General features: G+C 67.7%; 26 protein-coding genes, 2 tRNA genes and 1 pseudogene. 15 read left to right on the plus strand and 14 right to left on the minus strand.

Translation table 11 applies throughout. The features are described 5' to 3' along the window. The first annotated feature begins 23 nt into the window (after positions 1 to 23). From AMYNI_RS0110045 to AMYNI_RS0110055, 3 genes are all read left to right on the plus strand, one after another. Positions 24 to 479 carry a MarR family winged helix-turn-helix transcriptional regulator gene (locus AMYNI_RS0110045; protein WP_020667876.1) on the plus strand — a complete coding sequence of 152 codons (456 nt, stop codon included), beginning with the start codon at positions 24 to 26 and terminating at the stop codon, positions 477 to 479. An 86-nt stretch (positions 480 to 565) separates the two neighbouring features. Next, entirely contained in the window at positions 566 to 784 is a 219-nt protein-coding gene (locus AMYNI_RS0110050) for a hypothetical protein (protein WP_020667877.1), read from the plus strand. 113 nt (positions 785 to 897) lie between these two features. Continuing rightward, positions 898 to 2,214: an acyltransferase family protein gene (locus AMYNI_RS0110055; protein ID WP_051116295.1), complete on the plus strand. Its 1,317-nt coding sequence runs from the start codon at positions 898 to 900 to the stop codon at positions 2,212 to 2,214. A 61-nt stretch (positions 2,215 to 2,275) separates the two neighbouring features. Here AMYNI_RS0110055 and AMYNI_RS0110060 read toward each other — a convergent pair whose 3' ends face one another. The 7 genes from AMYNI_RS0110060 to AMYNI_RS0110090 form a co-directional block, all read right to left on the minus strand. Then, complete coding sequence (locus tag AMYNI_RS0110060) at positions 2,276 to 3,172, minus strand: amidohydrolase family protein (RefSeq protein ID WP_020667879.1); 897 nt, start codon at positions 3,170 to 3,172, stop codon at positions 2,276 to 2,278. Position 3,173: 1 nt separating this feature from the next. After that, entirely contained in the window at positions 3,174 to 3,650 is a 477-nt protein-coding gene (smpB, locus tag AMYNI_RS0110065; protein WP_026360251.1) for an SsrA-binding protein SmpB, read from the minus strand. 53 nt (positions 3,651 to 3,703) lie between these two features. After that, positions 3,704 to 4,603: a permease-like cell division protein FtsX gene (gene ftsX / locus AMYNI_RS0110070; protein ID WP_020667881.1), complete on the minus strand. Its 900-nt coding sequence runs from the start codon at positions 4,601 to 4,603 to the stop codon at positions 3,704 to 3,706. Between the two features lie 57 nt (positions 4,604 to 4,660). Continuing rightward, positions 4,661 to 5,350 carry a cell division ATP-binding protein FtsE gene (gene ftsE, locus AMYNI_RS0110075; RefSeq protein ID WP_020667882.1) on the minus strand — a complete coding sequence of 230 codons (690 nt, stop codon included), beginning with the start codon at positions 5,348 to 5,350 and terminating at the stop codon, positions 4,661 to 4,663. A 128-nt stretch (positions 5,351 to 5,478) separates the two neighbouring features. Next, positions 5,479 to 6,582, minus strand: coding sequence for a peptide chain release factor 2 (prfB, locus tag AMYNI_RS0110080; RefSeq protein WP_020667883.1), 1,104 nt, complete (start codon positions 6,580 to 6,582; stop codon positions 5,479 to 5,481). Positions 6,583 to 6,650: 68 nt separating this feature from the next. Then, a complete protein-coding gene (locus AMYNI_RS0110085) occupies positions 6,651 to 7,151 on the minus strand; it encodes a PadR family transcriptional regulator (protein WP_026360252.1) in 501 nt (166 codons plus the stop codon). Positions 7,152 to 7,709: 558 nt separating this feature from the next. Further along, positions 7,710 to 7,783 (minus strand) — tRNA-Met (locus AMYNI_RS0110090). A 117-nt stretch (positions 7,784 to 7,900) separates the two neighbouring features. On the opposite strand from AMYNI_RS0110090, the gene AMYNI_RS0110095 reads away from it, so the two are divergent. Beyond that, complete coding sequence (locus tag AMYNI_RS0110095) at positions 7,901 to 8,392, plus strand: tetratricopeptide repeat protein (protein WP_020667885.1); 492 nt, start codon at positions 7,901 to 7,903, stop codon at positions 8,390 to 8,392. Here AMYNI_RS0110095 and AMYNI_RS0110100 read toward each other — a convergent pair. Both AMYNI_RS0110100 and AMYNI_RS49530 read right to left on the minus strand, forming a co-directional pair. After that, positions 8,382 to 9,494: a hypothetical protein gene (locus AMYNI_RS0110100; RefSeq protein ID WP_020667886.1), complete on the minus strand. Its 1,113-nt coding sequence runs from the start codon at positions 9,492 to 9,494 to the stop codon at positions 8,382 to 8,384. The genes AMYNI_RS0110095 and AMYNI_RS0110100 overlap by 11 nt on opposite strands. Before the next feature lie 172 nt (positions 9,495 to 9,666). Then, on the minus strand, positions 9,667 to 9,846 hold the full coding sequence (locus AMYNI_RS49530) for a hypothetical protein (protein WP_040405654.1): 180 nt from the start codon (positions 9,844 to 9,846) through the stop codon (positions 9,667 to 9,669). Positions 9,847 to 9,912: 66 nt separating this feature from the next. Here AMYNI_RS49530 and AMYNI_RS49535 point away from each other — a divergent pair, with 66 nt between their 5' ends. The 8 genes and pseudogenes from AMYNI_RS49535 to AMYNI_RS0110140 all read left to right on the plus strand — a co-directional run bounded on the left by AMYNI_RS49535 (position 9,913) and on the right by AMYNI_RS0110140 (position 15,533). Further along, positions 9,913 to 10,455, plus strand: coding sequence for a histidine kinase (locus AMYNI_RS49535; protein WP_169515731.1), 543 nt, complete (start codon positions 9,913 to 9,915; stop codon positions 10,453 to 10,455). Further along, entirely contained in the window at positions 10,377 to 10,706 is a 330-nt protein-coding gene (locus AMYNI_RS47175) for an ATP-binding protein (RefSeq protein WP_020667888.1), read from the plus strand. Before AMYNI_RS49535 ends, AMYNI_RS47175 begins: the two co-directional genes overlap by 79 nt. Beyond that, positions 10,703 to 11,410, plus strand: a pseudogene (locus AMYNI_RS44310) (response regulator). The gene AMYNI_RS47175 and the pseudogene AMYNI_RS44310 overlap by 4 nt, the downstream one beginning before the upstream one ends. 192 nt (positions 11,411 to 11,602) lie before the next feature. Beyond that, positions 11,603 to 12,871, plus strand: coding sequence for a sensor histidine kinase (locus AMYNI_RS0110120; protein ID WP_026360253.1), 1,269 nt, complete (start codon positions 11,603 to 11,605; stop codon positions 12,869 to 12,871). Then, positions 12,868 to 13,329: a roadblock/LC7 domain-containing protein gene (locus tag AMYNI_RS0110125; RefSeq protein WP_020667891.1), complete on the plus strand. Its 462-nt coding sequence runs from the start codon at positions 12,868 to 12,870 to the stop codon at positions 13,327 to 13,329. Before AMYNI_RS0110120 ends, AMYNI_RS0110125 begins: the two co-directional genes overlap by 4 nt. A gap of 34 nt (positions 13,330 to 13,363) precedes the next feature. Then, the gene (locus AMYNI_RS0110130; RefSeq protein WP_020667892.1) at positions 13,364 to 13,705 is read left to right on the plus strand and encodes a DUF742 domain-containing protein; all 342 of its coding nucleotides are present in this window, start codon (positions 13,364 to 13,366) and stop codon (positions 13,703 to 13,705) included. Then, complete coding sequence (locus AMYNI_RS0110135) at positions 13,680 to 14,276, plus strand: GTP-binding protein (RefSeq protein ID WP_026360254.1); 597 nt, start codon at positions 13,680 to 13,682, stop codon at positions 14,274 to 14,276. Before AMYNI_RS0110130 ends, AMYNI_RS0110135 begins: the two co-directional genes overlap by 26 nt. A gap of 30 nt (positions 14,277 to 14,306) precedes the next feature. Continuing rightward, a complete protein-coding gene (locus tag AMYNI_RS0110140; protein WP_020667894.1) occupies positions 14,307 to 15,533 on the plus strand; it encodes a styrene monooxygenase/indole monooxygenase family protein in 1,227 nt (408 codons plus the stop codon). 40 nt (positions 15,534 to 15,573) lie between these two features. On the opposite strand, the gene AMYNI_RS0110145 is transcribed toward AMYNI_RS0110140, so the two are convergent. Further along, positions 15,574 to 15,855, minus strand: a complete 282-nt coding sequence (locus AMYNI_RS0110145) for a hypothetical protein (protein ID WP_020667895.1) — start codon at positions 15,853 to 15,855, stop codon at positions 15,574 to 15,576. Positions 15,856 to 16,030: 175 nt separating this feature from the next. Between AMYNI_RS0110145 and AMYNI_RS0110150 the strand changes: the two genes are divergently transcribed. Beyond that, positions 16,031 to 16,879: a helix-turn-helix domain-containing protein gene (locus AMYNI_RS0110150; protein WP_020667896.1), complete on the plus strand. Its 849-nt coding sequence runs from the start codon at positions 16,031 to 16,033 to the stop codon at positions 16,877 to 16,879. A gap of 11 nt (positions 16,880 to 16,890) precedes the next feature. Next, complete coding sequence (locus tag AMYNI_RS0110155; protein ID WP_020667897.1) at positions 16,891 to 17,082, plus strand: DUF397 domain-containing protein; 192 nt, start codon at positions 16,891 to 16,893, stop codon at positions 17,080 to 17,082. A gap of 6 nt (positions 17,083 to 17,088) precedes the next feature. Here AMYNI_RS0110155 and AMYNI_RS48975 read toward each other — a convergent pair whose 3' ends face one another. The 3 genes from AMYNI_RS48975 to AMYNI_RS0110170 form a co-directional block, all read right to left on the minus strand. Continuing rightward, the gene (locus tag AMYNI_RS48975) at positions 17,089 to 17,610 is read right to left on the minus strand and encodes a hypothetical protein (protein ID WP_157357317.1); all 522 of its coding nucleotides are present in this window, start codon (positions 17,608 to 17,610) and stop codon (positions 17,089 to 17,091) included. Between the two features lie 930 nt (positions 17,611 to 18,540). Beyond that, positions 18,541 to 18,614, minus strand: a tRNA-Met gene (locus AMYNI_RS0110165). An 85-nt stretch (positions 18,615 to 18,699) separates the two neighbouring features. Continuing rightward, positions 18,700 to 21,636, minus strand: a complete 2,937-nt coding sequence (locus tag AMYNI_RS0110170; RefSeq protein WP_020667899.1) for a UPF0182 family protein — start codon at positions 21,634 to 21,636, stop codon at positions 18,700 to 18,702. Positions 21,637 to 21,804: 168 nt separating this feature from the next. On the opposite strand from AMYNI_RS0110170, the gene AMYNI_RS0110175 reads away from it, so the two are divergent. Further along, the gene (locus AMYNI_RS0110175) at positions 21,805 to 22,368 is read left to right on the plus strand and encodes a PPA1309 family protein (protein ID WP_020667900.1); all 564 of its coding nucleotides are present in this window, start codon (positions 21,805 to 21,807) and stop codon (positions 22,366 to 22,368) included. 14 nt (positions 22,369 to 22,382) lie between these two features. Here AMYNI_RS0110175 and AMYNI_RS0110180 read toward each other — a convergent pair whose 3' ends face one another. Then, complete coding sequence (locus AMYNI_RS0110180) at positions 22,383 to 23,516, minus strand: S16 family serine protease (protein ID WP_157357318.1); 1,134 nt, start codon at positions 23,514 to 23,516, stop codon at positions 22,383 to 22,385. Between the last annotated feature and the right edge of the window lie 169 nt (positions 23,517 to 23,685).

Consider the following 23,685-nt stretch of genomic DNA (forward strand, 5'->3'; position numbering starts at 1 on the left):
ACTTGTCTACATCCGGAGGTGCGATGTCCACCGGCGACCTGCCCGGCCTGCTGGCGCTGACCTTCCGCGCGATGATGGACCAGATCCACGAGCAGCTGGCCGCGGAAGGCTTCGGCGACGTCCGCCCGGCGCACGGGTTCGCCTTCCAGTTCCTCTCCCACCGCGGTGCCACCGCGGTCGAACTCGGCGACCATCTCGGGGTGACCAAACAGGCCGCCGTGCAGTTGGTGGACGAGCTGGTCAAACGCGGCTACGTGCAACGGCAGGCGCATCCGACCGACCGCCGCAGCCGGATCGTCACGCTCACCGCGCGTGGCTGGCAGTGCATCGAGCGGGTGGTCGAGCACTCGAAGCAGGCCGAGGCGCGCTGGGCCGAGTTGGTCGGTGAGGAACGGATCGGCGAGCTCCGGGCCGCGCTGACCGGCTTCGTCACCGACGCGGCCCACTACCGCCAGGTGACCTTGCGGCCGGTCTGGTGATCCACCGTCACCCGATTTGACGGCAGCACCGTCCGGCAAGCTCACCTACCATGGGCGGACGTCAAGCCGTACGAGGAGGAGTGTCGATGACCGCAGCAAGCGTCCGCTTCTTCGGCGGCCCCCTCGACGGCAGGGTTCAAGAACTCGGTGACGGCGAACCGGTGTGCGGCACCGTGATGCGCCACGTTCACCTGCACGACGGGCCCAAGATCGAGACGCACTACGAACTCGGCTACACCGCGGAAGCCGGCTGGGAGTACCGGTTGTGCGGGCTCGCCGATCCGGACGAGATCGTCCAGCCGTGACACCGTCCGCCCGAAGGTAGGGCTGGCCCCACCGAAAACCGGCGGAAACCAGAGGATCGAGACGGCGGCTGGCACCGCTGTTTTCGCGGCCCGCAACGACCAGGCTTCTGGTCATGCGACAGAGCCTTCAGCACCCGGGAAGTGCGCCGGTCCCGTTGCCGCGCGGTGGCCGGGACAAGTTCCTCGACATGGTCCGCGCGGGGGCGATCCTCGCGGTGATCACCCAGCACTGGGCGATGCCGGTGCTCGCCTACTCCGATGGGCGGCTGGCCACCGGAAACGCGCTGGTCACCCCCGGCTGGTGGATCGTGACCTGGTTGTCCCAGGTGATGCCGCTGGTCTTCTTCGCCGGCGGCGCGGCGAACCTGATCTCGCTGCGCCGCGCACCGTCCACAAGGGACTGGCTGGCGGCCAGGGTGCGCCGGCTGCTGCTGCCGGTGCTGCCGCTGCTCGCGGTCTGGCTGGTGGTGCCGGATCTGCTGCGCGGCTTCGGCATTCCGGAACAACCGCTGCAGGTGGCCGGCGCGATCGCCGCGCAGCTGCTCTGGTTCCTGTCGATCTACCTGGTCACCGTGCTCGTCACGCCGCTGATGGTGGCCGCGCACCGCCGGTGGGGCCTCGCCGTGCCGGCCGTGCTGACCGGGCTGGCGGTACTGGTGGACCTGGCCAGGTTCAACGACCTCGGCTTGATCGGTTACGCCAACGCGATCTTCGTCTGGCTCGCCGTGCACCAGTTCGGTTTCCACTACGTAGAGGGCAGGCTGGGCACGATCGGCCGCCGCGGCGCACTCGGCCTTTCCGCGGCCGGGTTCGGAATCACCGCACTGATGGTCGCTTTCGGCCCGTACCCGGCGAGCATGATCGGCATGCCGGGAGCACCGGTGTCGAACATGAGCCCGCCCAGTGTGCTGCTGGTCAGCCTGGCGGTCGGCCAGATCGGGCTGCTGCTCGCGGCGAAGCCGGCGATGAACGCCTTCGCCGCGCGGCCCGCGGTTGCCGCCGCGCTGAACTGGATCGGCCCGCGGTTCATGAGCGTGTACCTGTGGCACATGCCGGCGCTGGTGGTGGTCTCCGGGATCACCGTGTTCGGCCTTTCGTATCGGACCCCGGACCCCGGCACCCTGCTCTGGCTGGTGCTCACCCCGCTCTGGGTGGCCGCCGCCGCGCTGGTGCTGACCGGTCTGCTGCGAGTGTTCGGCCGGTTCGAGACCAAGGCACCCGGCGGCACCGTCACCGCGGGCACCGGGCAGCTGACGGCCGCGGCGCTGCTCGGTTCCGCCGGCCTGCTCGGCCTGGCCGCACACGGGTTCACCACCCCGCTCGGCGGCGGCGTGCTGGACGGCCCGCTGCCATGGGCCGGCGCGATCGGCCTGGCCTTCCTGCTCGGCGGGCGTGACCTCCGGCTCCGCGAGCGCACCACGACCTCGTGAGTGAAAAGTGTTGCCCCGGCAACACTTTTCACTCACGACCGCTGACCTGCGGAAACGCCGGTCAGAGGCCGAGCAGCGCGGCGGGGGTGTCGTGCAGCACGGCCCGTAAGAAGGGGGAACCGAGGCGATCGTCGGCGGACCAGCCGGCGATCGCCTCGAGTTGTTCGGCGTAGGAGTACGGAATGTTCGGAAAGTCGGTGCCCAGCACGATCCGGTCCGGAATCCGCGCCAGCAGGTCGGTCCAGTCCGCCGGCAGCGGAGAGAACTGGTCGGTGAACCGCACGCCGACCATGGTGGTGTCCAGATACACCCGCGGATACCGGCAGGCCAGCGCGACCGCCTCGTGGAACTCCGGCATCCCGGCGTGCGCCAGCACCAGCGTCAACCGGGGATGTCGGCGCAGCACCTCTTCGATCACGTCCAGGCCGGTGAAGGACCCGCGCAACGGCCCGTGCCCACAGTGGACGACCACCGGCACCCCGGCGTCCGCGAGCGCGCCCCACGCCGGCGTCAGCAGCTCGTCCCTCGGGTCGTAGCCGCCGATCTGCACGTGCGCCTTGACGCAGCGCACCCCGCCCCGCAGCGCGCTGTCCACATAGGACGCGGCGGACGGCTCGGGGTAGAAGGTCGCGGTGGGCACCGCCTCGGGCACCTGCCCGGCGAACTCGGCCACCCAGCCGTTCAGCCACTCGGCCATGCCCGGCTTGTGCGGGTACACCAGCGGCGCGAACCGCAGCACGCCGAGCTTGCGCAGCACGGCGATCCGTTCGTCCTCTGGCAGCCGGTAGTGCACCGGCCACGGCGTGCCGTAGTGCCGGTCGGCGTCGTCGAAGTACGCCCACACCTTGGCCAGCACGCGTTCCGGCAGGAAGTGCACGTGCAGGTCGACCAGCCCGGCCAGGCCGAGCGAACGCACCCAGCCGGGAATGTCCTCATCGGACGCCGGGCCGGGCGTCAACTCAGTACCGGCCCTTCAGCGCGCGGCCCATCGCGCGGGAGACTTCCCGGTCCGCGTCCCGCTTGGCCAGTGTCTGCCGCTTGTCGTAGGCCTTCTTGCCCTTCGCCAGCGCGATCTCGACCTTGACCTTGCCGTCCTTGAAGTACATGGACAGCGGCACCAGGCTCAGCCCGCTCTCCTTGGTCTTCCCGATCAGCTTCTCGATCTCGCCGCGGTGCAGCAGCAGCTTCCGGGTGCGGCGCGGCATGTGGTTGGTCCAGGTGCCCTGGACGTACTCCGGGATGTGCACGTTGCGCAGCCACACCTCGCCGTCGTCCACCGTGGCGAACGCGTCCGCCAGCGATGCCTTGCCCTCACGCAGGCTCTTCACCTCGGTACCGACGAGTACCAGGCCGGCCTCGTAGGTGTCCAGGACCGAATAGTCGTGCCGCGCGCGGCGGTTCGACACGATCACTTTGCGTCCACGTTCCTTGGGCATAATCCGCGACTTTACGTGAAGTTCCGCAGCCCGGCACTCGAATAGCGCTCAGGTCAGTGGCGGACGTACAACCGGAGCGTGACGTAACCGGTGACGGCGGAGATCAGCACCGAGACCGCGAGCAGGATCGGCGCCACCGGCACGAACACGTCGAGCAGCTGCACGTTCGGGATGATGCCGCTGGTCGCGCCGAGCACCTCGTCGAAGAAGGTGAACTTCGCCCCGATCAGCAGCCCGATCGACAGCACCGCACCGATCACGCCGGCGACCACCGCCTCCAGCAGGAACGGCAGCTGGGTATACCAGCGGGTCGCGCCGACCAGGCGCATGATGCCGACCTCCGTCCGCCTGGTGAACGCGGACACCTGGATGGTGTTGGAGATCAGCAGCAACGCGGCTAGCGCCACCACCACCGCGAGGATGAACGTGAGGTCCCGCACGCCGTTGAGCCCGGCGAAGAAGCGGTCCAGGAACTTGTTCTGGTCGTCGACCTTGTCCACCCCGGGCTGCCCGCTGAACTCCTGCACGATGATGTCACTGCGGGTCGGGTCGACCAGCTTGACGTGCAGCGACGCCGGCAGCGACTCCGGCCTGGCCAGCTCGACCAGCTCCGGCTGGCCCTCGAACATCTGGCGGAACCGGTTGTAGGCGTCGGTCCGGTTCTCGTACACGACCGACTGCACGGCCGAGTTGGACTCCAGCGTCTTCCGGATCTGGGCGCAGGTGGCCTGCGCGCAGTTCGGGTCGTTCGCGCTGATGTCCTCGGTCAGGAAGACGGCCACCTCCACATCGTCGAGGTAGCTGGCCTGCATCTTGTCGATGGTTCGCACGATGAGGAGACCGCCGCCCAGCATGGCGAGCGAGATCGCGGTGGTGAGGATCATCGCGATGGTCATCGTGACGTTCCGGCGGAGACCGGTGATGACCTCGCTGAACACGAAACTGGCGCGCATCGGGGTGGATGTCCTTGAGTCGGGGGAATTCGGGGGGCGGGGAAGGGTGTTCGGGGGCTAACGGCCCACGCCGTAAACCCCCCGGGCGTCGTCGCGGACCACCTTGCCGAGCTGCAGCTCGACCACCCGGCGACGCATCGAGTCGACGATCGAGTGGTCGTGCGTTGCCATCAGCACGGTGGTGCCGGTGCGGTTGATCCGCTCCAGCAGCAGCATGATGTCCTGGCTGGTGTCGGGGTCCAGGTTCCCGGTCGGCTCGTCGGCCAGCAGCACCAGCGGCCGGTTCACGAAGGCCCTGGCGATCGCGACGCGCTGCTGCTCACCACCGGAGAGCTCGGTGGGCAGCCGGTCCGCCTTGCCGTCGAGGCCGACCAGTTCGAGCACTTCGGGGACCACCTTGCGGATGGTCAGCTTCGGCTTGCCGATCACCTCGAGCGCGAACGCCACGTTCTCCGCGACGGTCTTGTTGCCGAGCAGCCGGAAGTCCTGGAAGACGCAGCCGATCGTCTGCCGCAGCCGGGGGACGCGGCGGCGGGCCATCTTGGCGACGTCGAAGTTGGACACGAAGACGCGGCCCTTGCTCGGTACCTCCTCGCGCAGCAGGAGCCGGAGGAACGTCGACTTCCCCGAGCCCGACGGGCCGATGAGGAAGACGAACTCACCCTTGTCCACCTCGACCGAAACCCTTTCCAGAGCGGGGCGGGTCGAGGTCTTGTAGACCTTGGAAACCTCTTCGAGCCGGATCACGGTTTGGCATCCTACTCATGGCGCCGGTTAAGCCCGGGTTGGCGCCCACTCCGGCGGCGCGCTCCGCACGTGCGGACACGGTGGGTGGACCCCCGACCACTGAACGCGGTCCGCTCACCGGCGCGGTCTCACGCCCCCGCGGACTGCTTGCGCCAGCGGATACCGGCCTCCAGGAAGCCGTCGATCTCGCCGTCCAGCACGGAGCTCGGGTTGCCGACCTCGAACTCGGTGCGGAGGTCCTTGACCATCTGGTACGGGTGCAGCACGTAGGACCGCATCTGGTTTCCCCAGCTGGAGCCGCCGTCCTTGAGCGCGTCCATCTCGGCGCGCTCCTCCTCCTTCTTGCGCTGGAGGAGCTTGGCCTGGAGCACCTTCATCGCGGCGGCCTTGTTCTGCAGCTGCGACTTCTCGTTCTGGCAGGAGACCACCACGCCGGTCGGCAGGTGGGTCAGCCGGACCGCGGAGTCGGTGGTGTTCACGCTCTGCCCGCCGGGGCCGGACGAGCGGTAGACGTCCACCCGGATGTCCTTCTCCGGGATTTCGACGTGGTCCACCTCCTCGACCTCGGGCAGCACCTCGACGTGCGCGAAGGAGGTCTGGCGCCGGCTCTGGTTGTCGAACGGCGAGATCCGCACCAGCCGGTGGGTGCCCTGTTCGACGGACAGCGTGCCGTAGGCGTAGGAAGCGGTGACCTTGAAGGTGGCCGACTTGATCCCGGCTTCTTCGGCGTAGGAGATGTCGTAGACGTCGGTGGGGTACGAGTGCCGCTCGGCCCAGCGCAGGTACATCCGCATCAGCATCTCGGCCCAGTCGGCGGCGTCCACCCCGCCGGCCTCCGACCGGATGGTCAGCACGGCGTTGCGCGCGTCGTACTCACCGGACAGCAGCGTGCGCACTTCGAGCCCGTCGATGTCCTTGGTCAGGTTCGTGAGCTCGGCTTCGGCTTCGGCGCGGCTGGACGCGTCGCCCTCGGCCACGGCCAGCTCGAACAGCACCGACAGGTCGTCGACGCGCTGGCGCAGCTCGACGACACGGCGCAGCTCGCTCTGCCGGTGGGAGAGCTGGCTGGTCACCTTCTGGGCCGCGTCGGGGTCGTCCCAGAGGTTCGGGCTGGATGCCTGTTCCTCCAGCTCGGCGACCTGGGCCCGCAGCGCGTCCAGATCCATCACCGTTTCGACCTGCGTCAGCTTGCCGGCGAGGTCTTTCAGGTCAGTTTCAAACTCAGCGCTCACGCCGGTCAACGTTACGCCAAGAGCTGTGGCCGGTTACGGGTAACCGGCCACAGCCTCTTTGTGTGCGTTCAGGACTGAGCGACCGAGTCCAGCAGTTTCAGTGCCGCCTTGGCGTGCGCCTGGCCGAACTCGGCCACCGCCTTCGCGTAGGCGTCCTCTGCTGCCTTGGTCGCGGCCTTCGCCTCGTCCAACTCCTGGCTGTAGGTGGCCCGCGCGGTGTCGATCAGCGTCGCGCGTTGCTTCGCGGTGAGCGAAGCGGCGTGCACGAGGCGCAGGATCAGCGGACTGCGCAGGTGGTCTGGACCGGAGTCGGCGGTGAGCCAGCCCTTGAAGGCCTTCTTGCCGGCCGCGGTGATGACGTACTGCTGACTGGAGCGCGGGCCCTGCTTGCCGAGTCGGACGAGGCCTTCTTTGGACAGCGCGGGCAGCTCCCGGTAGACCTGGCTGCGGGTCACGCTGAAGAAGGCGCCGAATCGCTCATCGGCTCCGGCGACCAGCTGCCCGCCAGTGGCGGGACCGTCGTGGAGCAGACCAAGCAGAGCGGCGGCTGTTGCATTCAATTCGGACACGCCACCCACGGTCCCACTTTTCTCCGACTGTGTCCACAGTGGTCACCATATCTGTCCACAATGGCTAGTCATACTGCCCGCCAATAACCACGTTCCGTGGCGACAACCCCTCAAACGGCCTAATGACCTGACATAGTCCTTTGTAGACCAACATCAAGTGCCCGTGCACCCGCCCGTGCACCGCAAAACTACCCACAAGCCCCACACCCGCCAGGACCCACTTTCCCCAAAACCCCAGCTAACCCACGCTATACCCACCATCACCCCACCACTGTCCCTTCCCCCCCCCCCCCCCAAAACTGCCCCTCAACCGCAAGACCCCTCTCCCGCCCACCCAAAACGCCCCGCCAACAACCCCACGCACCCACCACCGGGGGGCAAGGGGGCAACGCCCCCCACCCCGGAAAACGCCACACAGCTACTCGCACTGGAGCCATTCGGGGGGTCCAGGGGGGCGGAGCCCTCCCTGGCGGGGGTCTGGGGGTCCGACCCCCAGTGTGAAATGCAAAAGAGGCGCGGCTCGCGTAACTTCCGCGAGCGCACGCCTCCCAGCCTCTGTAGCGGGGACAGGATTTGAACCTGCGACCTCTGGGTTATGAGCCCAGCGAGCTACCGAACTGCTCCACCCCGCGTCGTAGGGATTACTTTACGCGGTCGGTTCCGGTGCCGCACAGTGGGTCCCACTAAGCCCCGAACGTGCGTGCTGACCTGCTTCGATTCCACCATATCGGCGAGGTCATACTTCCGGTATGACAAGCACCGAGCCTGCCTGGGAGCAGCGGATCGCCGACCTGTGGGCGGCCATCGAGCAGTACGACGACGCCGAGTTCGTCGCGAAGGTGGAGGAACTGACCGCCGAGTTGGCCGCCGACCATCCGGTCGCGCTTTTCGAGCTGGCTTCCGCGCTGGACTCCACCGGCCGTGGTGCGGACGCGGCACCCCGGTACCGGCAGGCGCTGGCGAGCGGGCTGACCGGCATCCGCCGTCGCCGCGCGACCATCCAGCTGGCCAGCACTCTGCGCAACCTCGGCCATCCGGAGCAGAGCGTTGAGCTACTTGTCGCCGAGCGCACCACCGGTTCGGACGAGCTCGACGACGCGGTGGACGCCTTTCTCGCGCTGGCGCTCGCCGACACCGGCCGTCCGGGGGACGCGCTGGCCCTCGCCCTCGGCGCGCTGTCGAAGCATCTGCCTCGGTACAACGCGTCGCTGGCGAGGTACGCCGAGGCCGTCAAGGACTGACGGCCCGCTCGTCGCGGCCGCAGATCAGGCAGGCGCCGCGGGTTCGGAAGTAGTAGGCCAGCGTCGCCGCGCCGAGGCCGACCGCCCACAGTGGCCAGAAGGTCATCGGGTTCCGCAGCAGTGCGGCCGGGTCGGTCCAGTCGGAAAGCCGGATCACTACCGAAGAGGCCGAGGCCAGTGCGATGGTGACCAACGTGGCCGCGGTGATCGGGAAGGCGGGCGGCACCCGGTTGCCCGCCAGCCCGAGCACCCACCTCGGCCAGATCTCGCCCCAGCGCCGCACCAGCCCGACGGTGAGCAGGCCGCCGGCCGCGGCGAAGGTGGCCAGGTAGGCGCCGGCCCAGATCAGGCCGTTCTGGTGCAGTTCGCGGAAGAACTCCGGTGAGATGGCCAGCGGGATGTGGAACGCCCATGCCCAGCGGATCACCGCGTAGATGAGCGGCACGAAGGCCGCGGTGTAGGCGGCCCACCGGCCCCAGCGGGCGGCCGCGGCGGGAGTGGTCCAGTTCGCCGGTGCCAGTCCGGTCCGCCCGCAGTTGCCGCAGGCCTGCCGGCCGCGCCGCTGGTACGCGATCGTGGCGCCCACCCAGAACAGCCCGCCTACCAGGCAGATCAGCACGTTGACGGTGGGCCACGGCAGCAGTTTCTGCACCGCTTCGGCGTAGCTGATCGGCGGCCAGCCGAACGGGATGCCGACCAGCACCAGCGGCGTGTAGGCGACGGCGACCAGCACCCGCTGGTCCGAAACCAGCACGGTGAGCAGCAGCGCGACCGCCCCGCCGAGTACCAGCAACACCGGCCTGGCCGGTCCTCGCGCCGGTGCTCTGGCCAGCGTCAGCGCCACCAGCGCGCCGGCGAAACCGAGCGCGGCGAGCACCGGCGCGGTGCCGGCCGCGGTCGCGCCGCCGAGCAGCGATTCTTCCCTGGCGTCGGGCACGTCACCTTCGCCGAACGGGAATCCCGGCACGCCGAGCGTCCACAGCAGACCCAGCAGGCCGTAGCCGAACGACCAGGTCGCGGCGGCGTACCCGGACCACGACGGCCAGCGTCGGAACAGCCTGCGAAAGATCTTGCCCCGCGGTGCGGCGGTTTCCGTGGCCATGACCGAACTCCTTGCGGTGGGAGAAAAAACCGACACCTCAAGGCTGGTCCGGACGGGCGGACGCGGACAGCTGCCGATCGGGACGTTCCGACCGCCATCGGCCGGGGTGACCATGCCGATCGGCACTCCCGGACCGGCCTGGCGCTTCCTAGACTCGGAACATGCGCGGAACTTACTGGTCAACGGCGGGGCAGTTGGTCTGTACCGCCGGGCTCGCCGTGTTCGCCGCGCTCAAGCCGGTCGGCATCCCGCTCGCGGTGGGTACCGCGGCGCTGCTCACCGCCGGGCTGTGGTGGCCGGCCGGGCGCCCCTGGCTGACCGTCGCGGCCGCGGCCTCGTCCGTGCTGGCCACGGTCGCGACGGTCGCGCTGGGTCTGCCGCCGCTGCCCGCTTGGGGACTGCTCGAGGTGCTGGTGCTGTGCCTGCTGGCGATGCTGGTGGCGCGCTGGTCTCCGGCCAGGCCGGCGGTACTGGCCACGGCGCCGCGTTCTGGGCGCTCGGCCCGGCCTTCGCGGCGGCCGTCGGGCTGTACTTCCGGTATCAGCAGAACGCGCGCGACCGCGCGGTGGCCGCGGCCCGCCGTGCCCAGCGCCTCGACCTCGCCCGTGACCTGCACGACTACGTGGCGCACGACCTCAGCGAGATGATCGCGCAGGCGCAGGCCGCGCAACTCGCCGGCGAACCCGACCCAGCCGTGCTGGTCGCGCTGCGCCGGATCGAAACCGCCGGGTTGAAGGCGATGTCCTCGATGGACCGGACGGTGCACATGCTGCACGAGGACTCACCTGATACCGAGGACGAGCCGAAGACGCGGCCGGGATCGAAGATCTCGGCGAGCTCACCGGCCGGTTCGCCGCGACCAGCTCGGCCGAGGTCCGGCTGGTGGTGGAGCCCGGCCTCGCCGAGCGCATCCCGCGCGAGCTGGCGCCGACCGTGCACCGGATCGTGGTGGAGGCGCTGACGAACATCCGGCGGCACGCGTCCGCCGCCGCACGGGTGGAGGTGCTCGTGCGCAGCGGCGGGAACGAGGTGGAGGTGTCGATCATCAACGATCTGAGCGATCTGGCGGCCGTGGAGCCGGCCAGGCTCGGCGGCCTCGGCCTGCCGGGGCTGACCGAGCGGGTGGAGGCACTGGCCGGCACGCTGCGGGCGGGGCCGCACGGCGACGGCTGGCGCGTGCTGGCCACGCTGCCGTTGCCGGAGCCGATGTGACCGGCACCAGGATCCTGCTCGCGGACGATCAGGAGGGCATCCGCAGCGCGTTCGGCGATGGTGCTGGACGCACAGCCGGACATGCGGGTGGTGGCCGAGGCCGCGGACGGCGCCGCCGCGCTGGAGCTGGCCAGGACGGTGCGCCCGGACGTGGTGCTCGCGGACGTCCGGATGCCGAAGATGGACGGCCTGGAGCTCACCCGGCGGCTGGCCGGTCCTGGGGTCGCCGATCCGGTCCGACCTGGACCAGTACGTGCACGACGCGCTTCGCGGCGGGGCCTGCGGCTTCCTGCTCAAGCGGTCCGGGCCTGCTTTGCTGGTGGAGGCGGTCCGCGCGGCGATGGCAGGCGACACTGTGTCATCGCCTCATGCGCCGGCGGGCTGAACCGCGCTCAGTGCCTGGTCATCCAGGTTGCGGTGCCGGTCGCGCGCTGATCAGCCCGCAGATCACCGTGCGGCTGCTGCGCCATCTCACCGATCCCGCGCCGGCCGAGCGCGAACCGGCGGAACCGCTCACCGGCCGGGAGCGCGAGGTCGCCGCGCTGGTCGCCCGCGGCTACGGCAACGCCGACATCGCGGCCGAGCTGTTCATCAGCGCCGGTACGGCCAAGAACCACGTCGCGAGCATCCAGCGGAAGTTAGCTGTGCGTAACCGGGTTGGCATCGCCGGCTGGGCCTGGTCCGCGGGTTTGCTGCGCGACTGACGGAAAACCCGAAGTCAGCCAGCCTGCCCGTGCCCGCGACTGTCCATAAAGGATGATCACGCAAGTTAACCGTGAGCGACCAAACAGAGACTTTTTGTGGACATGGCGGGACCTCTCTGATTACATGTTCGGCGTCGCCGGGCCGCGGATGACCAACGGGACCCGTACGTTTCGAGAGACCTAAGGGAGACAATGGCGACACGGGCTCGTGAACTGCTGAATCGCTCAAGGGTGCTCCTCGACCGCTCCCGCGAAGCGGCCGCGCAAATGCTTGCCACCCCAAGGCAAACAGGGCAAACACCGCCGGCACCACCCCGGATCATCGAAGCTCCCCGGCCGCGGCCGTCGAGCGGCAACGCCGAAGAAGCCCTCGGGGGCATCTGCGCCAGCGTCGCACTGCGCGACCTCAACCTGGTGGACGCGCTGCTCGCGCAACTCGAAGACATGGAAGAGAAGGAAGAGGACCAGGATCGCCTCGGCGAGCTGTACCGCCTCGACCACCTCGCCACCCGGCTGCGGCGCAACGCGGAGAACCTGCGCGTGCTGGCCGGCCGGGACGCGAGCGATTCGGTCTCCGAGACCGCGTCCGTGGTCGACGTGGTCCGCGCGGCGATGTCCTCCATCGACCACTACTCCCGGATCACCATCGGCCGGGTGGTCTCCCTCGGCGTGGTCGGTTTCGCCGCCGAGGACCTGAGCCGGCTGCTCGCCGAACTGCTGGACAACGCGGCCAACCAGTCGCCGCCGGACTCCGCCGTCCGGGTGAGCGCGCACCTCACCGAAGAGGGCAGCGTGCTGCTCCGGATCGAGGACGAGGGAATCGGCCTGCCGGACGGCAGGCTGCAGGTCATCAACGAACGGCTCGCCGCGGATCCGGTGCTGGACAACGACTCCGTGCAGCACATGGGCCTGGCCGTGGTGCGCCGGCTCGCCGACCGGCACGGCATGCGCGCCAAGCTCGACCGCCGCAGCCCGCACGGCACCACCGCCACCGTGCTGCTGCCGGGCAGCCTGGTCTGCGAACTGCCGGAGGCGACCTGGTCCGGCTCGCAGACCGTGGTGCTGCCCCAGGCCGGCGCGCCGCGCAAGGCGACCCCCGCCCCGAAACCCGCCGCCGCCATCCCGCGCCGGTCCGGCACCACGACCAGCTCCGGGCTACCAAGGCGGGCCGGCGGCACGCACGCCCCCGCACCGCCCCGGCCGCGACCGACCACGGCCCCGTCGCCCGCGGCGAACCCAGCGAGCACGGGGACGACGCCGAACGGGCTGCCGAGGCGGGTTTCCCGCAGCATCAAGAACGCGGACACCAGCCCACCGTCACAACCGTCCGTCTTCGACGAGAAGGCCGGGCACGAGCAGTTGATCGCCGATCTCGGCGCGTTCTCCGACGGTGAGCGGGAAGCGCGTGCGCAGCAGGGTGACGGCGGCAGCGAGAAACCAGCCGAGGGAAACCAGCAGTGACCACCGACAGCCCCAGCAAGAGCGACTTCACCTGGCTGCTCAACGACTTCGTGCAGAAGGTGCACGGTGTCACGCACGCCTTGATCATGTCCTCGGACGGCTTCCCGCTGACCGCTTCGGAGGCGGTCGGCGTGGACGACGCGGAGCAGCTCGCGGCCATCTCCAGCGGGCTGCTCAGCCTCGCCGGCAACAGCGCGGCCCTGTTCGGGAAGGGGTCCTGCGAGCAGATCATCATCCGGCTCACGCACGGGTACTTCCTGTTCATGGGCATCGGCACCGGCGCCGGCCTTGCCGTGCTGACCGGGCCGGAATGCGACATGAAGGTGGTCGCCTACGAGATGACCCAGTTCGTGGCGAACGCCGGCCACGTGCTGACCTCCGACGCACGTGCCGACCTGCGGCAGGTGCTCACCGCCCGCCGGCCGGGACCAGGAGGTGCTGACCCTGTCCAGCGATGAGGCCCCAGTCGCCCCGGCGAAGCCCGCGAAGAAGATGCGGAGCAGACGAGTCCGGCCGTACGCCCTGACCGGCGGCCGCACCAGAACCCGGCACCACCTGCTGGTGGAGACGCTGATCTCGGTCCCCCAGTACGACCCTTCGCTCAGCGACGCGCTGATGCCGGAGTCACGCGCGCTCTACGAACGCGCGCGCGTGCAGATCTCCATCGCCGAGCTTTCGGTGGCGCTCGCGCTGCCGCTCGGCGTCATCCGCGTCCTGGTCAGCGATCTGGCGTCGCAGGGCGCGATCTTCATCCACCCCACCGCCTACGCGTACCAGAACGACCACCACGTGCTCGAGAGGATCCTCGATGGACTCAAGCAGCTACCCGTCTGAAACGGGTTTGCTGACCATCTCCGCGAAGATCGTCATCGCCGGTGGGTTCGGGGTCGGCAAGACCACCATGGTCGGCTCGGTGTCCGAAGTACCGCCGCTGAACAACGAAGCGTGGATGACTGAAGCCAGCGAGGGCGTCGACGACCTGCCCCCGAACGGCAAGAAGTCGACCACCACCGTGGCGATGGACTTCGGCCGGATCTCCCTGCATTCGGACCTGCTGCTGTACCTGTTCGGCACGCCGGGCCAGCCGCGGTTCTGGTTCCTCTGGGACGACCTCTCGCGCGGTGCGCTCGGCGCGATCGTGCTGGTGGACACCCGCCGGATCGACGAGTCGTTCGCGGCCATCAACTACTTCGAGAACGACTCCGACCTGCCGTTCATCGTCGCGGTCAACCTGTTCGACGGAGAGCTCCGGCACGAGCTGGACGAGGTGCGCGACGCGCTCGCGCTGAGCCCGGACACACCGCTGATCGCCTGCGACGCCCGCGACCGCGCCTCTTCGGTGGAGGCGCTGCGCGAGCTCGTCACGCACACTCTCGCGCTGGCGAAGGTTTCCACCCCCGGCTGAGACCGTTTCTCCTTGGAGGGGATAGCGAATATGCGCAAGGTTCTGATCGTCGGCGCCGGGCAGTCCGGCTTGCAGCTCGCGTTGAGCCTGCTGGACCACGATTACGACGTCACGGTGATGTCCGCGCGCACCCCGGACGAGATCCGCGCCGGCAAGGTGATGTCCACCCAGTGCATGTTCAACACGGCGCTGCAGCACGAACGGGACCACGAGCTGAACCTGTGGGAGGCCGAGACCGTCCGGGTGGAGGGCCTCGGGTTGTCCGTCGCCGCGCCGGACGGCAGCAGGGCGCTGGACTGGGTGGCCAAGCTGGACGCCTACGCGCAGTCGGTGGACCAGCGGGTGAAGATGGCGGGCTGGCTGGAGCTGTTCGAGGAACGCGGCGGCAAGCTGGTCATCCACGGGGTGACCACCGCCGACCTGAACTCGCTGGCCACGCTGTACGACCTGGTCGTGGTGGCCGCCGGCAAGGGCGAACTGGTGCAGTTGTTCGACCGCGACCCGGAGCTTTCCCCGTACACCAAGCCGCAGCGCGCGCTTTCGGTCGCCTATGTGCACGGGCTGGCGCCGCGGCCGGAGCATCCGGACTACTCGGCGGTGCGGTTCAACATCATCCCTGGCGTCGGCGAGCTGTTCATCATTCCGGGCTACACGCTCACCGGTAACTGCGAGATCCTGTTCTTCGAGGGCATTCCCGGCGGTCCGCTGGACTGCTTCTCGGACCGGCCGTCCGCGCAGGATCATCTGGACCGGATGCTGGGGCTGATCAAGCAGTACCTGCCATGGGAGTACGCGCGCTGCGGTGAGGTGGAGCTGACCGACGACCGGGCCACCCTGGCCGGCGGTTACACCCCGGTGGTGCGCCGCCCGGCCGGCGAGCTGCCCTCCGGCGGCAACGTGCTCGGCATGGCCGATGTGGTGGTGGCGAACGACCCGATCACCGGGCAGGGCTCGAACAACGCCAGCAAGTGCGCCGCGTCCTACCTGGAGTCCATTCTGGCCCGCGGTGACCAGCCGTTCGACCGTGCCTGGATGCAGGCGGCCTTCGACGACTACTGGACCTACGCGCAGCACGTGACGACCTGGACCAACGCGATGCTCCAGCCGCCGCCCCCGCACGTCCTGGAGATCCTCGGCGCGGCCGGCCAGAAGCCCGCTGTCGCGCGGCGTTTCGCCAACGGCTTCGAAGACCCTTCGGACTTCCAGCACTGGTTCCTCGATCCGGAAAAGGCGGCGACTTACCTGGCCACCGTCTGACGTCGTGAGTGAAAAGTGTTGCCCCGGCAACACTTTTCACTCACGACCGCTGACCTGGGGTTTCGGGGTCGATCCAGGCCAGTAGCAGGTCGTTCTCGTGGCCGTACCTGGCGACGATCGTTTCCGCCGTGCTCCCCTGGCAGTAGACGGTCTTGCTGTGCGGTGTCGGAGGTAGGTAGGCGAGCGCCTCGTCGCGCCATTGCAGACCCCAGCCGACGATCTCCAGATCCCAGACGTCGCCGTCCTGGTCGCGGTGCACGCCGATCAACGAGAACCGGCGTGGCGCGTGCTCGGAATGCAGCAGCCGGATAGCCAGCTTCATATCCGCTTCAGTGAACGAAAGCCCTTCGCACGCCGTACGCCATAGCTTCGCTTCATTGCCTCTCTCCATTTTGCGCCCCTCGCAATTTCCGCGGTGTATTCCTCATTTGCCAATTGAGGCGGTAGAGAGTACACAGATAATCACTCAGCGCAAGGACGCTATCAAGGAGCAGGGGATGACCAGTTCGAAACAGGCCACCGTGAGCGGCCGCGGCCTCGGCGGAGAATTGCGGCTACTGCGACAGGACAGGGGGAAGACCGGCGTCGAGGTGGCGACCGTCCTCGGCTGGCAGCCGTCGAAACTTTCCCGCATCGAGACCGGCCAGCAGGGCATCAGCGTAGCGGACACCGCTTCGATTCTGGTGATCTACAGCGTGATCGGCCAGGAGCGCGACCGCCTGCTCAAGATGGCCGAACGCTCCGGCCAGGAAGGCTGGTGGGACTCCCACACCAGCCTCTCCAAGGAGAGCAAAACCCTCATCCAACTGGAGTCCGACGCCACCGCCATCTTCACGTTCCACCCCCTCCTGGTCCCCGGACTCCTCCAAACCCCGGACTACATCCGCGCGGTGATGGAAGCCTGCCGCATAAGCAAACAGGACATCGATGCCCGGGTGGCGGCTCGCATGGGCCGGCAGATGATTCTGTCGAGGCACAACCCGCCGGGTTTCGAAGTCATCGTGGATGAGATGGTTCTACGCCGCGTACTCGGCGATCCCAAGATCATGGTCCGCCAACTCCGCCACCTCATCGAGTCCACCGAACGGGCTAATTTCAGCCTGCGAGTATTGCCCCTGTCGCTAGGCGGCCACCCCGGCCTGGACGGCTCTTTCCATTTTCTGGACTTCGAGAAGGCCAAACCGGTGGTGTATCTCGATCACAAGATTTCCGGGCTCTTCCTGGAGGAGTCTTCTGAAGTGGCGTTCTACCGCGGTGAGATGGATAAACTGAGGCAGGTGGCTCTGAACAGCTCGGAGTCCATCGACCTCGTTGCGAGCGTCGCACAGGAGCACGACCAGGAGTAGGGAGCTTTGAGATGGCGCTGACCGGAGCAGACCTTCCCAACGCCATCTGGCACAAGTCCAGCTACAGCGGCTCCAACGCGGAGTGCGTCGAGGTCTCCCACGCCCCCGACCTGGTCGCCGTCCGCGACTCCAAGCACCCCGCTGGCGGCGTCCTCCCCCTCACCCCCACCACCTTCGCCGCTTTCCTGAACACCCTCCGCTGACCGCGGTCACTCGCTCCGAGCGGCCCCGCCCGCTTGGTTCGCGCGGTACCCGTGCTTCTCAGCCGAGGATTCAAGGCGGTCCAGTGCCGTAATCGGGAACTGCCACCCCCACTGCGGCATATAGCCAGAGGAGTCGGTATCACGACGGCGGGCCTCACGGAACTCGCGGGTGAACACCCGGACGAGCTCCGCCGTGGGGACGGCAAGTCCGGCGATCATGTCTCCACGACGAGGCAACCACGTCTTCTCGGTGCCGAGCCAGCCCGCATCCTGGTAGCTGCTCACAACCACACCGCTCATCCCGGTGGCAGATTGCGCGAAGTCGATGAAGTGCCCTCCGGGCTCTGCGGGAAACGAGGTCGAACACAGTCGAGCACCATTTGAAATAGCTTCAACCGCTTCGACAAGCTCCCGCAGGGAGTTCACAAGATTGGTGGCTCTGAAGTCAGCAGATCCCGTCTCGTGGCGCAAACCAAAGTCAAACCAACCATACCTGAACGTGAGTTCAACGGAAAACGACTCGTTCACCTCCCTCTGATTCTTGACAAAGAGGTGGGTCGCAAGAAGTCACCCATTGCGACCCACCTCGACGGGTTCGTCAGCCGATACCCACGGCACATCCCGCCCAGTTGTTACTTACCGGGCTGCCAGGGTTGGAGGTGTATGCGGTCAGCATGTCGTGAGTGCTGTTGTCAGTGAGCACAAATCCCGTAGTACCCGAGCCCGCGTTGGCGTAAGTGAAAAGCGTTGAGTTGGGCACCTTCCCCGGCTCCGTTGTACCGAACGTCAACGTCCCGGCCGTGCACTTGAGAAAGTTCCCGGAGTCGGTCCGGACTGGGTGGCCATCTTCGATGTGCAATAGACCCTTGGTCGGGTCACCACACAACAGTCGATAGTCGGTGGCCCCAATTGATACGGTTTGGACCACATCGTACGGGCCGGCAGCCCCGTTGAAGCAACTCTCCAGCGGAACTTCCTGTACTAAACCAGGCTCACCGGCACTAGCCGGAGCGGCTCCAATGAATGCGCTGAGCAAGAACCCAGAAAACAGTGCTACCAGCGGCCTCGCCACTTTGAACAAAATTTCTCCCCTGTAGCAGATGGACTGACACTCATCAGTAGACAGCGGGTTCCCGGCCGGAGACACACTCAATTCACGAGATAAACTCACCCTCGAACATTCGACGAGCGCGACGACCAAACCCCACAATAAGAGACCCACCCTCTGCCTGCCAGGCTAGTTTCGACCTCCGATAGTAGATACCCCCAAATGAGTGAAGGCAGTAAATAACCAACCCCACTCGCAGCCACTAGCCACACAGCTACCCGCCACTCAGCCATTCGGGGGGTCCAGGGGGGCGGAGCCCTCCCTGGCGGGGGTCTGGGGGTCCGACCCCCAGTGAAATGCGAAAGAGGCGCGGCTCGCGAATTCCGCGAGCACACGCCTCCCAGCCTCTGTAGCGGGGACAGGATTTGAACCTGCGACCTCTGGGTTATGAGCCCAGCGAGCTACCGAACTGCTCCACCCCGCGTTGTGTGATACCCACCTTACGCCCCGCTGGCTGCGGGGTGCAAAGCAGGTGTCACTTGGGTAACCAGCGTCACCTGCCGGGGGTGTTACCCCGTGCCGCCGGCGCCCTTTGCCTCGTCATAGCGCTTCGAAGCGGCGTCGAGTTCGGCAAGCGCCGCACCCTGCTCGGTGAAGTTCCCACTTTGCTGAGCCGCCCTGAGCTTGCCGAGCGCCGTCTGGATGTCGGCCACGGCCTGGTCCAGTGCCGCGTTGCCCTGGCCCGGCTGCGGGAGCGGCACGCCCTGCGACTGGGTCGGCGGCGTGGTGGTGGGATCGGTCGGCGGTGTGGACGGCTGTTCCGGCGGGGTCGTCGCCCCGGCCGCGCCTTCACCGAAGACCTTCGCGAGCGCCTTGTCGAGGTTGGTGTCGAAACCAATCCTCGGCCCATACGCCACCAGTACCCGCGCCAGCTGGGGGTAGCTGTTCTGGTTTCGCTGACGGATATAGATCGGTTCCACGTAGAGGAACCCGTTCCCCACCGGCAGGGTGAGCAGGTTTCCGTTGATGATGTCAACGCTCTGGTTGCCGAGCAGTGTCCGCTGCTGGGCGAACCCCTGGTCACTCTGGAATCTGTTCTGCACCTGGACCGGACCGTCGGTCTGGTTGCTGCCGTCGTTGGGTAGCCGGAGCACTCGTATCTTGCCGTAGTCCTGCGGATCGGAAGACACCGAAACCCAGGCCGCCAGATACTGCCGTTGCAAGGCGGTCAGCGAGCTGGTGAGCTGGAAACGCTGTTGGTTGTTCTCGCCGGGGACCCCTGCCAGCACGTAGTACGCGGGCTGTTTCGGCCCGTTGCCGTTCACGTCCAGGCCGCCCTCCTGGGTCGGGTCCTGCGGCACGTTCCAGAAGGTCTGGGTGCTGAAGAACTCACCCGGATCCTTCACGTGGTACTTCGACAGCAGCTCGCGCTGAACCTTGAACATGTCCTCCGGATACCGGAAGTGCGCCCGCAGATCCGGCGAGATCTCCGACTGCGGCTTGACGGTGCCGGGGAACACCTTCTCCCACGCCTTGAGCACCGGATCCTTGTCGTCCACCTGGTACAGCGTCACGGTGCCGTTGAACGCGTCCACGGTGGCTTTGACCGAGTTGCGGATGTAGTTGATGGAGTTGTTCGCCTGCCTGGCCACGCCGGAGAGCGAGTCCTGGGTGGCCTGGCCGAACCCGGTCTTCTGCGCATACGGGAAGTTGTCGATCGTGGTGTAACCGTCGACGATCCACTGGATCTTGCCGTCCACCACCGCCGGGTACGGGTCGCCGTCCACCTTCAACCAGGGCGCGACCTTGCCGACCCGCTCCCGCGGGTCCCGGTTGTACATGATCTTGGAGCCTTCGCTGATGGCGTCCGAGAAGAGGATGTTGCGCTCGCCGTTCTCGGCGGCGAACACCAGGCGGTTGAACCAGTTGTCGATCGGCACCCCGCCGCTGCCCTTGTACAGATAGCTGCGGTCCGCCGCGGTGTCGTACTCCCCCGGCGCCTTGCCCTGCTCGCCGCCGACGATCGCGTAGTCGGTGGCCAGCTCCCCGTAATAGATCCGGGGCTCGTCGACCTTGATGCCACCGGCGGTCGGGTTCTGCGTGTCACTGGTGGTGGTGACCGGGTAGCCGCCGTCGCTGTTGGCACCCTCCACCGCGCGGTCGATCTTGTTGGCCGGCGCGGCGACGAACCCGTTCCCGTGCGTGTAGACCAGGTGCCGGTTGATCCAGGTCTTCTGGTTGTCGAACAGGCCCTCGGTCCTGATCTCCTTGGCCGCCACGATGTAGTCCTGCGTATCGCCGTCCACCGTGTAACGGTCCACGTCGAGCTTCTCCGGGAACCCGTAGAAGTTCTCCCGGCCGACACGCTGGGTGAAGGTCGGGGTAAGCACGTTCGGGTCGAGCAACCGGATGTTCGGGACGGTGCTCTGATCGGCCTTGATGGTCGCGGCCGTCGCCTCGGGTTTTCCGCTGTAGTCCTCGTAGCTCACGTCGGTCAGCCCGTATGCCTGCCTGGTGGCATCCATATTGCGCTGGATCGACTGGGCTTCCTTCTCGTTCGCGTTCGGCTTCACCGAGAACTGCTCGAGCACCGCCGGCCATGCCGCGCCGACCAGGATGCCGGACAGGATCAGCAGCACCAGTGCGATCGCCGGCAACTGCACGTTGCGCAGGAAGGCACCGGCGAAGAACGCGATCGCCACGAAAATCGAGATGCACAGCAGGATCCACTTCGCCGGCAGCACCGCGTTCAAGTCGGTGTAGCTGGCACCGGTGAACAGCGAGTTCCGCCCGGAGAACAACAGGTTGTACCGGTCCAGGAAGTATTCGACCGCCTTGAACAGCACGAACAGCCCGATGGTGACCAGCAGCTGCACCCTCGCCGGGCCGGCCAGCTGCCCGCCCTTGCCGGCCAGCCGGATGCCGCCGAACAGGTAGTGCGCGATCAGCGCGCCGATGAACCCGACCACCAGCGAGATGAACACCCAGCCGAGCAGCCAGTTGTAGAACGGCAGATCGAAGGCGTAGAAGCCGATGTCGTGACCGAACTCGGCGTCGGTCTGGTTGAAGTCGGTGCCGTTGAGGAAGAGCTGCACGCGCTGCCAGTCGGCCTGCCCGCTCGCCCCCGCGATCAGCCCGGCGATCACCGGGATGCCGATGCCGAACAGCCTGATCCGGCCGACCACCGTCGAGCGGTACCTGGCCAGCGGATCGTCCGCGCCGGAGATCGGCACGAACACCGGTCTGGTGCGGTACGCGATCAGCAGGCTCAGCGCCAGCACGCCACCCACCAGGATGCCGACCGCGAAGAACAACACGATCCTGGTCAGCAGCTGGGTGGTGAACACGCTGCGCGCACCCACCTCACCGAACCACAACCAGTCCACGTAAGTATCCAGCAGCCGGGCACCGAGCAGCAGCACCAGCACGATAACGGCGGCGATGATCAGCAGAATCCGGCTGCGCCGGGACAGCTTCGGTAGGCTGACAGGGGGCCGAGTGGCCACTGCGCACGCTCCTGTTGTCGTGATTTTGTTGCCGGGACGACGGGACTGCCCGTTGCCCCTGGTTACCTAACTCTACGGACGGTGCTTCGAGTTCCCGGAACCACCCAAACCGGACGCAATTCCGGCGCTGGTGCGGGCGCCTTCCGACTCGCCTGCCACGATGTCGCCATGGCAGAGAGCGAGAACCAGCCGGCGGACGCGAACGTGGCGGCGATCGCCCGCGAGGTCGAGGAGTTCGTGGCGAGCGGTGGCTGGGACCAGCCGCCGCAGTTGTTCGCCCTAGTACCGACCGAAGCACTGCTTCGCGAACAACCCGAACTGGCCGAGCAGCTCGACCCGGACAGCCACCTCACCCCGGTCGCCCAGGAACAGCTGCCCGATGGTGACCTGGCCGAGTCGCTGGCCAGGATCGCCTGGCCGGACGCGGTAGTCGGCTGTGCGCTGGCCCAGGAGATCATCGTGCTGCCGCCGGACGCCGAGGCCGAACTGCCCGGCGAAGACACCGACGCCGAACGGCTGCGCCAAGCCGCCGCGGACCATCCCCGGCGCACCGAGGCGCGACTGGTGGCCGCGGTGGTGCGCGCCGGAACCGGTGCGTGCGTGATGCGGCTGCGCGGAGTCAGCCGCCCGGACGACGACGAAAGCGGCACGGAACCGATCGACGAGATCATCGAGCACCCAGAACTCGCCCCGAACCTGCTGGACGCGCTCCGAGCCACCTTCGCTCCCTAGTACTTCTCAGTTGATCAGCAGGACGGCGCCGGCCGCCCCGTCCGCAGGTCGTCGAGCGCGGTCAGCGCGCTGTCCAGGGTCGTCACCTTGACCAGTTTCAGCCCGTCCGGCACCGCCGCGGCCGCCTCGGCGCAGTTGGCCGCCGGGGTGAGGAAGACCGTGGCGCCGGCCTCGCGCGCACCCACCACCTTGAACGAGATGCCGCCGATCGGGCCGACCTCGCCCTTCTCGGTGATCTCGCCGGTGCCCGCGACGTGCTCGCCCGCCACCATTTCACCGGGGGTCAGCCGGTCCACGATGGCCAGCGCGAACATCAGCCCGGCGGACGGCCCGCCCACGTCCTGCAGCTGGATCTTGACGTCGAACGGCACGTCCGCCCGGTCGATCGGCGCGAGGCCGATGAAGCCCTCCGGCCGGTCCGGGTTCTGCGCCAGTGTCAGCGACTCGGTGCGCTCCGGCTGGCCTTCGTGCTGGAAGCTGACCGAGATCGTCTCGCCGGGCAGGGTGCCGGCCAGCGCGGCGCGGACGTCCTCCTCGTTCACGATCCGCTTGCCGTTCACCATCAGCAGCCGGTCGCCGGCGGAGAGCACGTGGTCGGCGGGGCTGCCGGGAACGAGGTTGTTCGCCAGCACCTTCGTCGGGAAGCCGAGGTGTCGCAGCGCGGCGACCTCGGCGTTGCTCTGCGAGTCTTCGAACTGCTTGACGTTCTCCCGCTTGACCTGCTCGTCGCTCTCGCCGGGCTTGAAGTACTCCTCGCGCGGTGCCAGCGCATACCGGCCGCTCACCCACAGCCCGAGCGCACCGAACAGCGTCATCTCGTCGTTGATCGAAACGGTGGTCATGCGGAGCTCGCCCGAGGTGGGATAGGTCTGCTGCCCGTCGATCTGGATCACCGGCTGACCGGAGGCTTCGCCGAGCGTGTCGTAGGTCGGGCCTGGGCCGATCGCGACGTAAGGCACCCGGACCAGCGCGCCGACCAGCCCGAACACCAGCACCAGCGCGCCGCTGAGCAGTACCGTCCAGCCGCGTCGGGTCAGGCGCGTGCGCTCGTCTTTCTCTGGTGGCGGAATATGGTGGGACCAGTCCGGCTGCACTGTGCTCGCCTGCCCGGCACCTGGGGCTGCGGCTTCGTCGCGGGGCTCACTCACCCGAGACAGCGTACGGTGGGGGGCGTAGGTTCTCGGTGGAGGCCATGAGTGTCATGCACGATTCAGTCGACGGGGGCCGCCCGGAGGGTGGCTCGCGGCGGCTGAATGCAGGTGACACGAGGGCGACAGGTGCACCAGAGACGGTGCATGGCACTCATTTGCACGAAAC

The organism is Amycolatopsis nigrescens CSC17Ta-90 (assembly GCF_000384315.1).
GTDB classification, from domain to species: Bacteria; Actinomycetota; Actinomycetes; order Mycobacteriales; family Pseudonocardiaceae; genus Amycolatopsis; species Amycolatopsis nigrescens.

What these genes read in the sequence shown, in the direction of transcription:
- AMYNI_RS0110140 (WP_020667894.1), top strand. Translation starts at nt 14,307, where the DNA reads ATGCGCAAGGTTCTGATCGTCGGCGCCGGGCAGTCCGGCTTGCAGCTC.
- ftsX (WP_020667881.1), bottom strand. Translation starts at nt 4,603, where the DNA reads ATGCGCGCCAGTTTCGTGTTCAGCGAGGTCATCACCGGTCTCCGCCGG.
- AMYNI_RS0110155 (WP_020667897.1), top strand. Translation starts at nt 16,891, where the DNA reads ATGGCGCTGACCGGAGCAGACCTTCCCAACGCCATCTGGCACAAGTCC.
- AMYNI_RS0110150 (WP_020667896.1), top strand. Translation starts at nt 16,031, where the DNA reads ATGACCAGTTCGAAACAGGCCACCGTGAGCGGCCGCGGCCTCGGCGGA.
- AMYNI_RS0110175 (WP_020667900.1), top strand. Translation starts at nt 21,805, where the DNA reads ATGGCAGAGAGCGAGAACCAGCCGGCGGACGCGAACGTGGCGGCGATC.
- AMYNI_RS0110045 (WP_020667876.1), top strand. Translation starts at nt 24, where the DNA reads ATGTCCACCGGCGACCTGCCCGGCCTGCTGGCGCTGACCTTCCGCGCG.
- AMYNI_RS0110145 (WP_020667895.1), bottom strand. Translation starts at nt 15,855, where the DNA reads ATGAAGCTGGCTATCCGGCTGCTGCATTCCGAGCACGCGCCACGCCGG.
- smpB (WP_026360251.1), bottom strand. Translation starts at nt 3,650, where the DNA reads ATGCCCAAGGAACGTGGACGCAAAGTGATCGTGTCGAACCGCCGCGCG.
- AMYNI_RS0110120 (WP_026360253.1), top strand. Translation starts at nt 11,603, where the DNA reads ATGGCGACACGGGCTCGTGAACTGCTGAATCGCTCAAGGGTGCTCCTC.
- AMYNI_RS0110100 (WP_020667886.1), bottom strand. Translation starts at nt 9,494, where the DNA reads ATGGCCACGGAAACCGCCGCACCGCGGGGCAAGATCTTTCGCAGGCTG.
- AMYNI_RS0110135 (WP_026360254.1), top strand. Translation starts at nt 13,680, where the DNA reads ATGGACTCAAGCAGCTACCCGTCTGAAACGGGTTTGCTGACCATCTCC.
- AMYNI_RS0110130 (WP_020667892.1), top strand. Translation starts at nt 13,364, where the DNA reads ATGCGGAGCAGACGAGTCCGGCCGTACGCCCTGACCGGCGGCCGCACC.
- AMYNI_RS0110055 (WP_051116295.1), top strand. Translation starts at nt 898, where the DNA reads ATGCGACAGAGCCTTCAGCACCCGGGAAGTGCGCCGGTCCCGTTGCCG.
- AMYNI_RS0110050 (WP_020667877.1), top strand. Translation starts at nt 566, where the DNA reads ATGACCGCAGCAAGCGTCCGCTTCTTCGGCGGCCCCCTCGACGGCAGG.
- AMYNI_RS0110095 (WP_020667885.1), top strand. Translation starts at nt 7,901, where the DNA reads ATGACAAGCACCGAGCCTGCCTGGGAGCAGCGGATCGCCGACCTGTGG.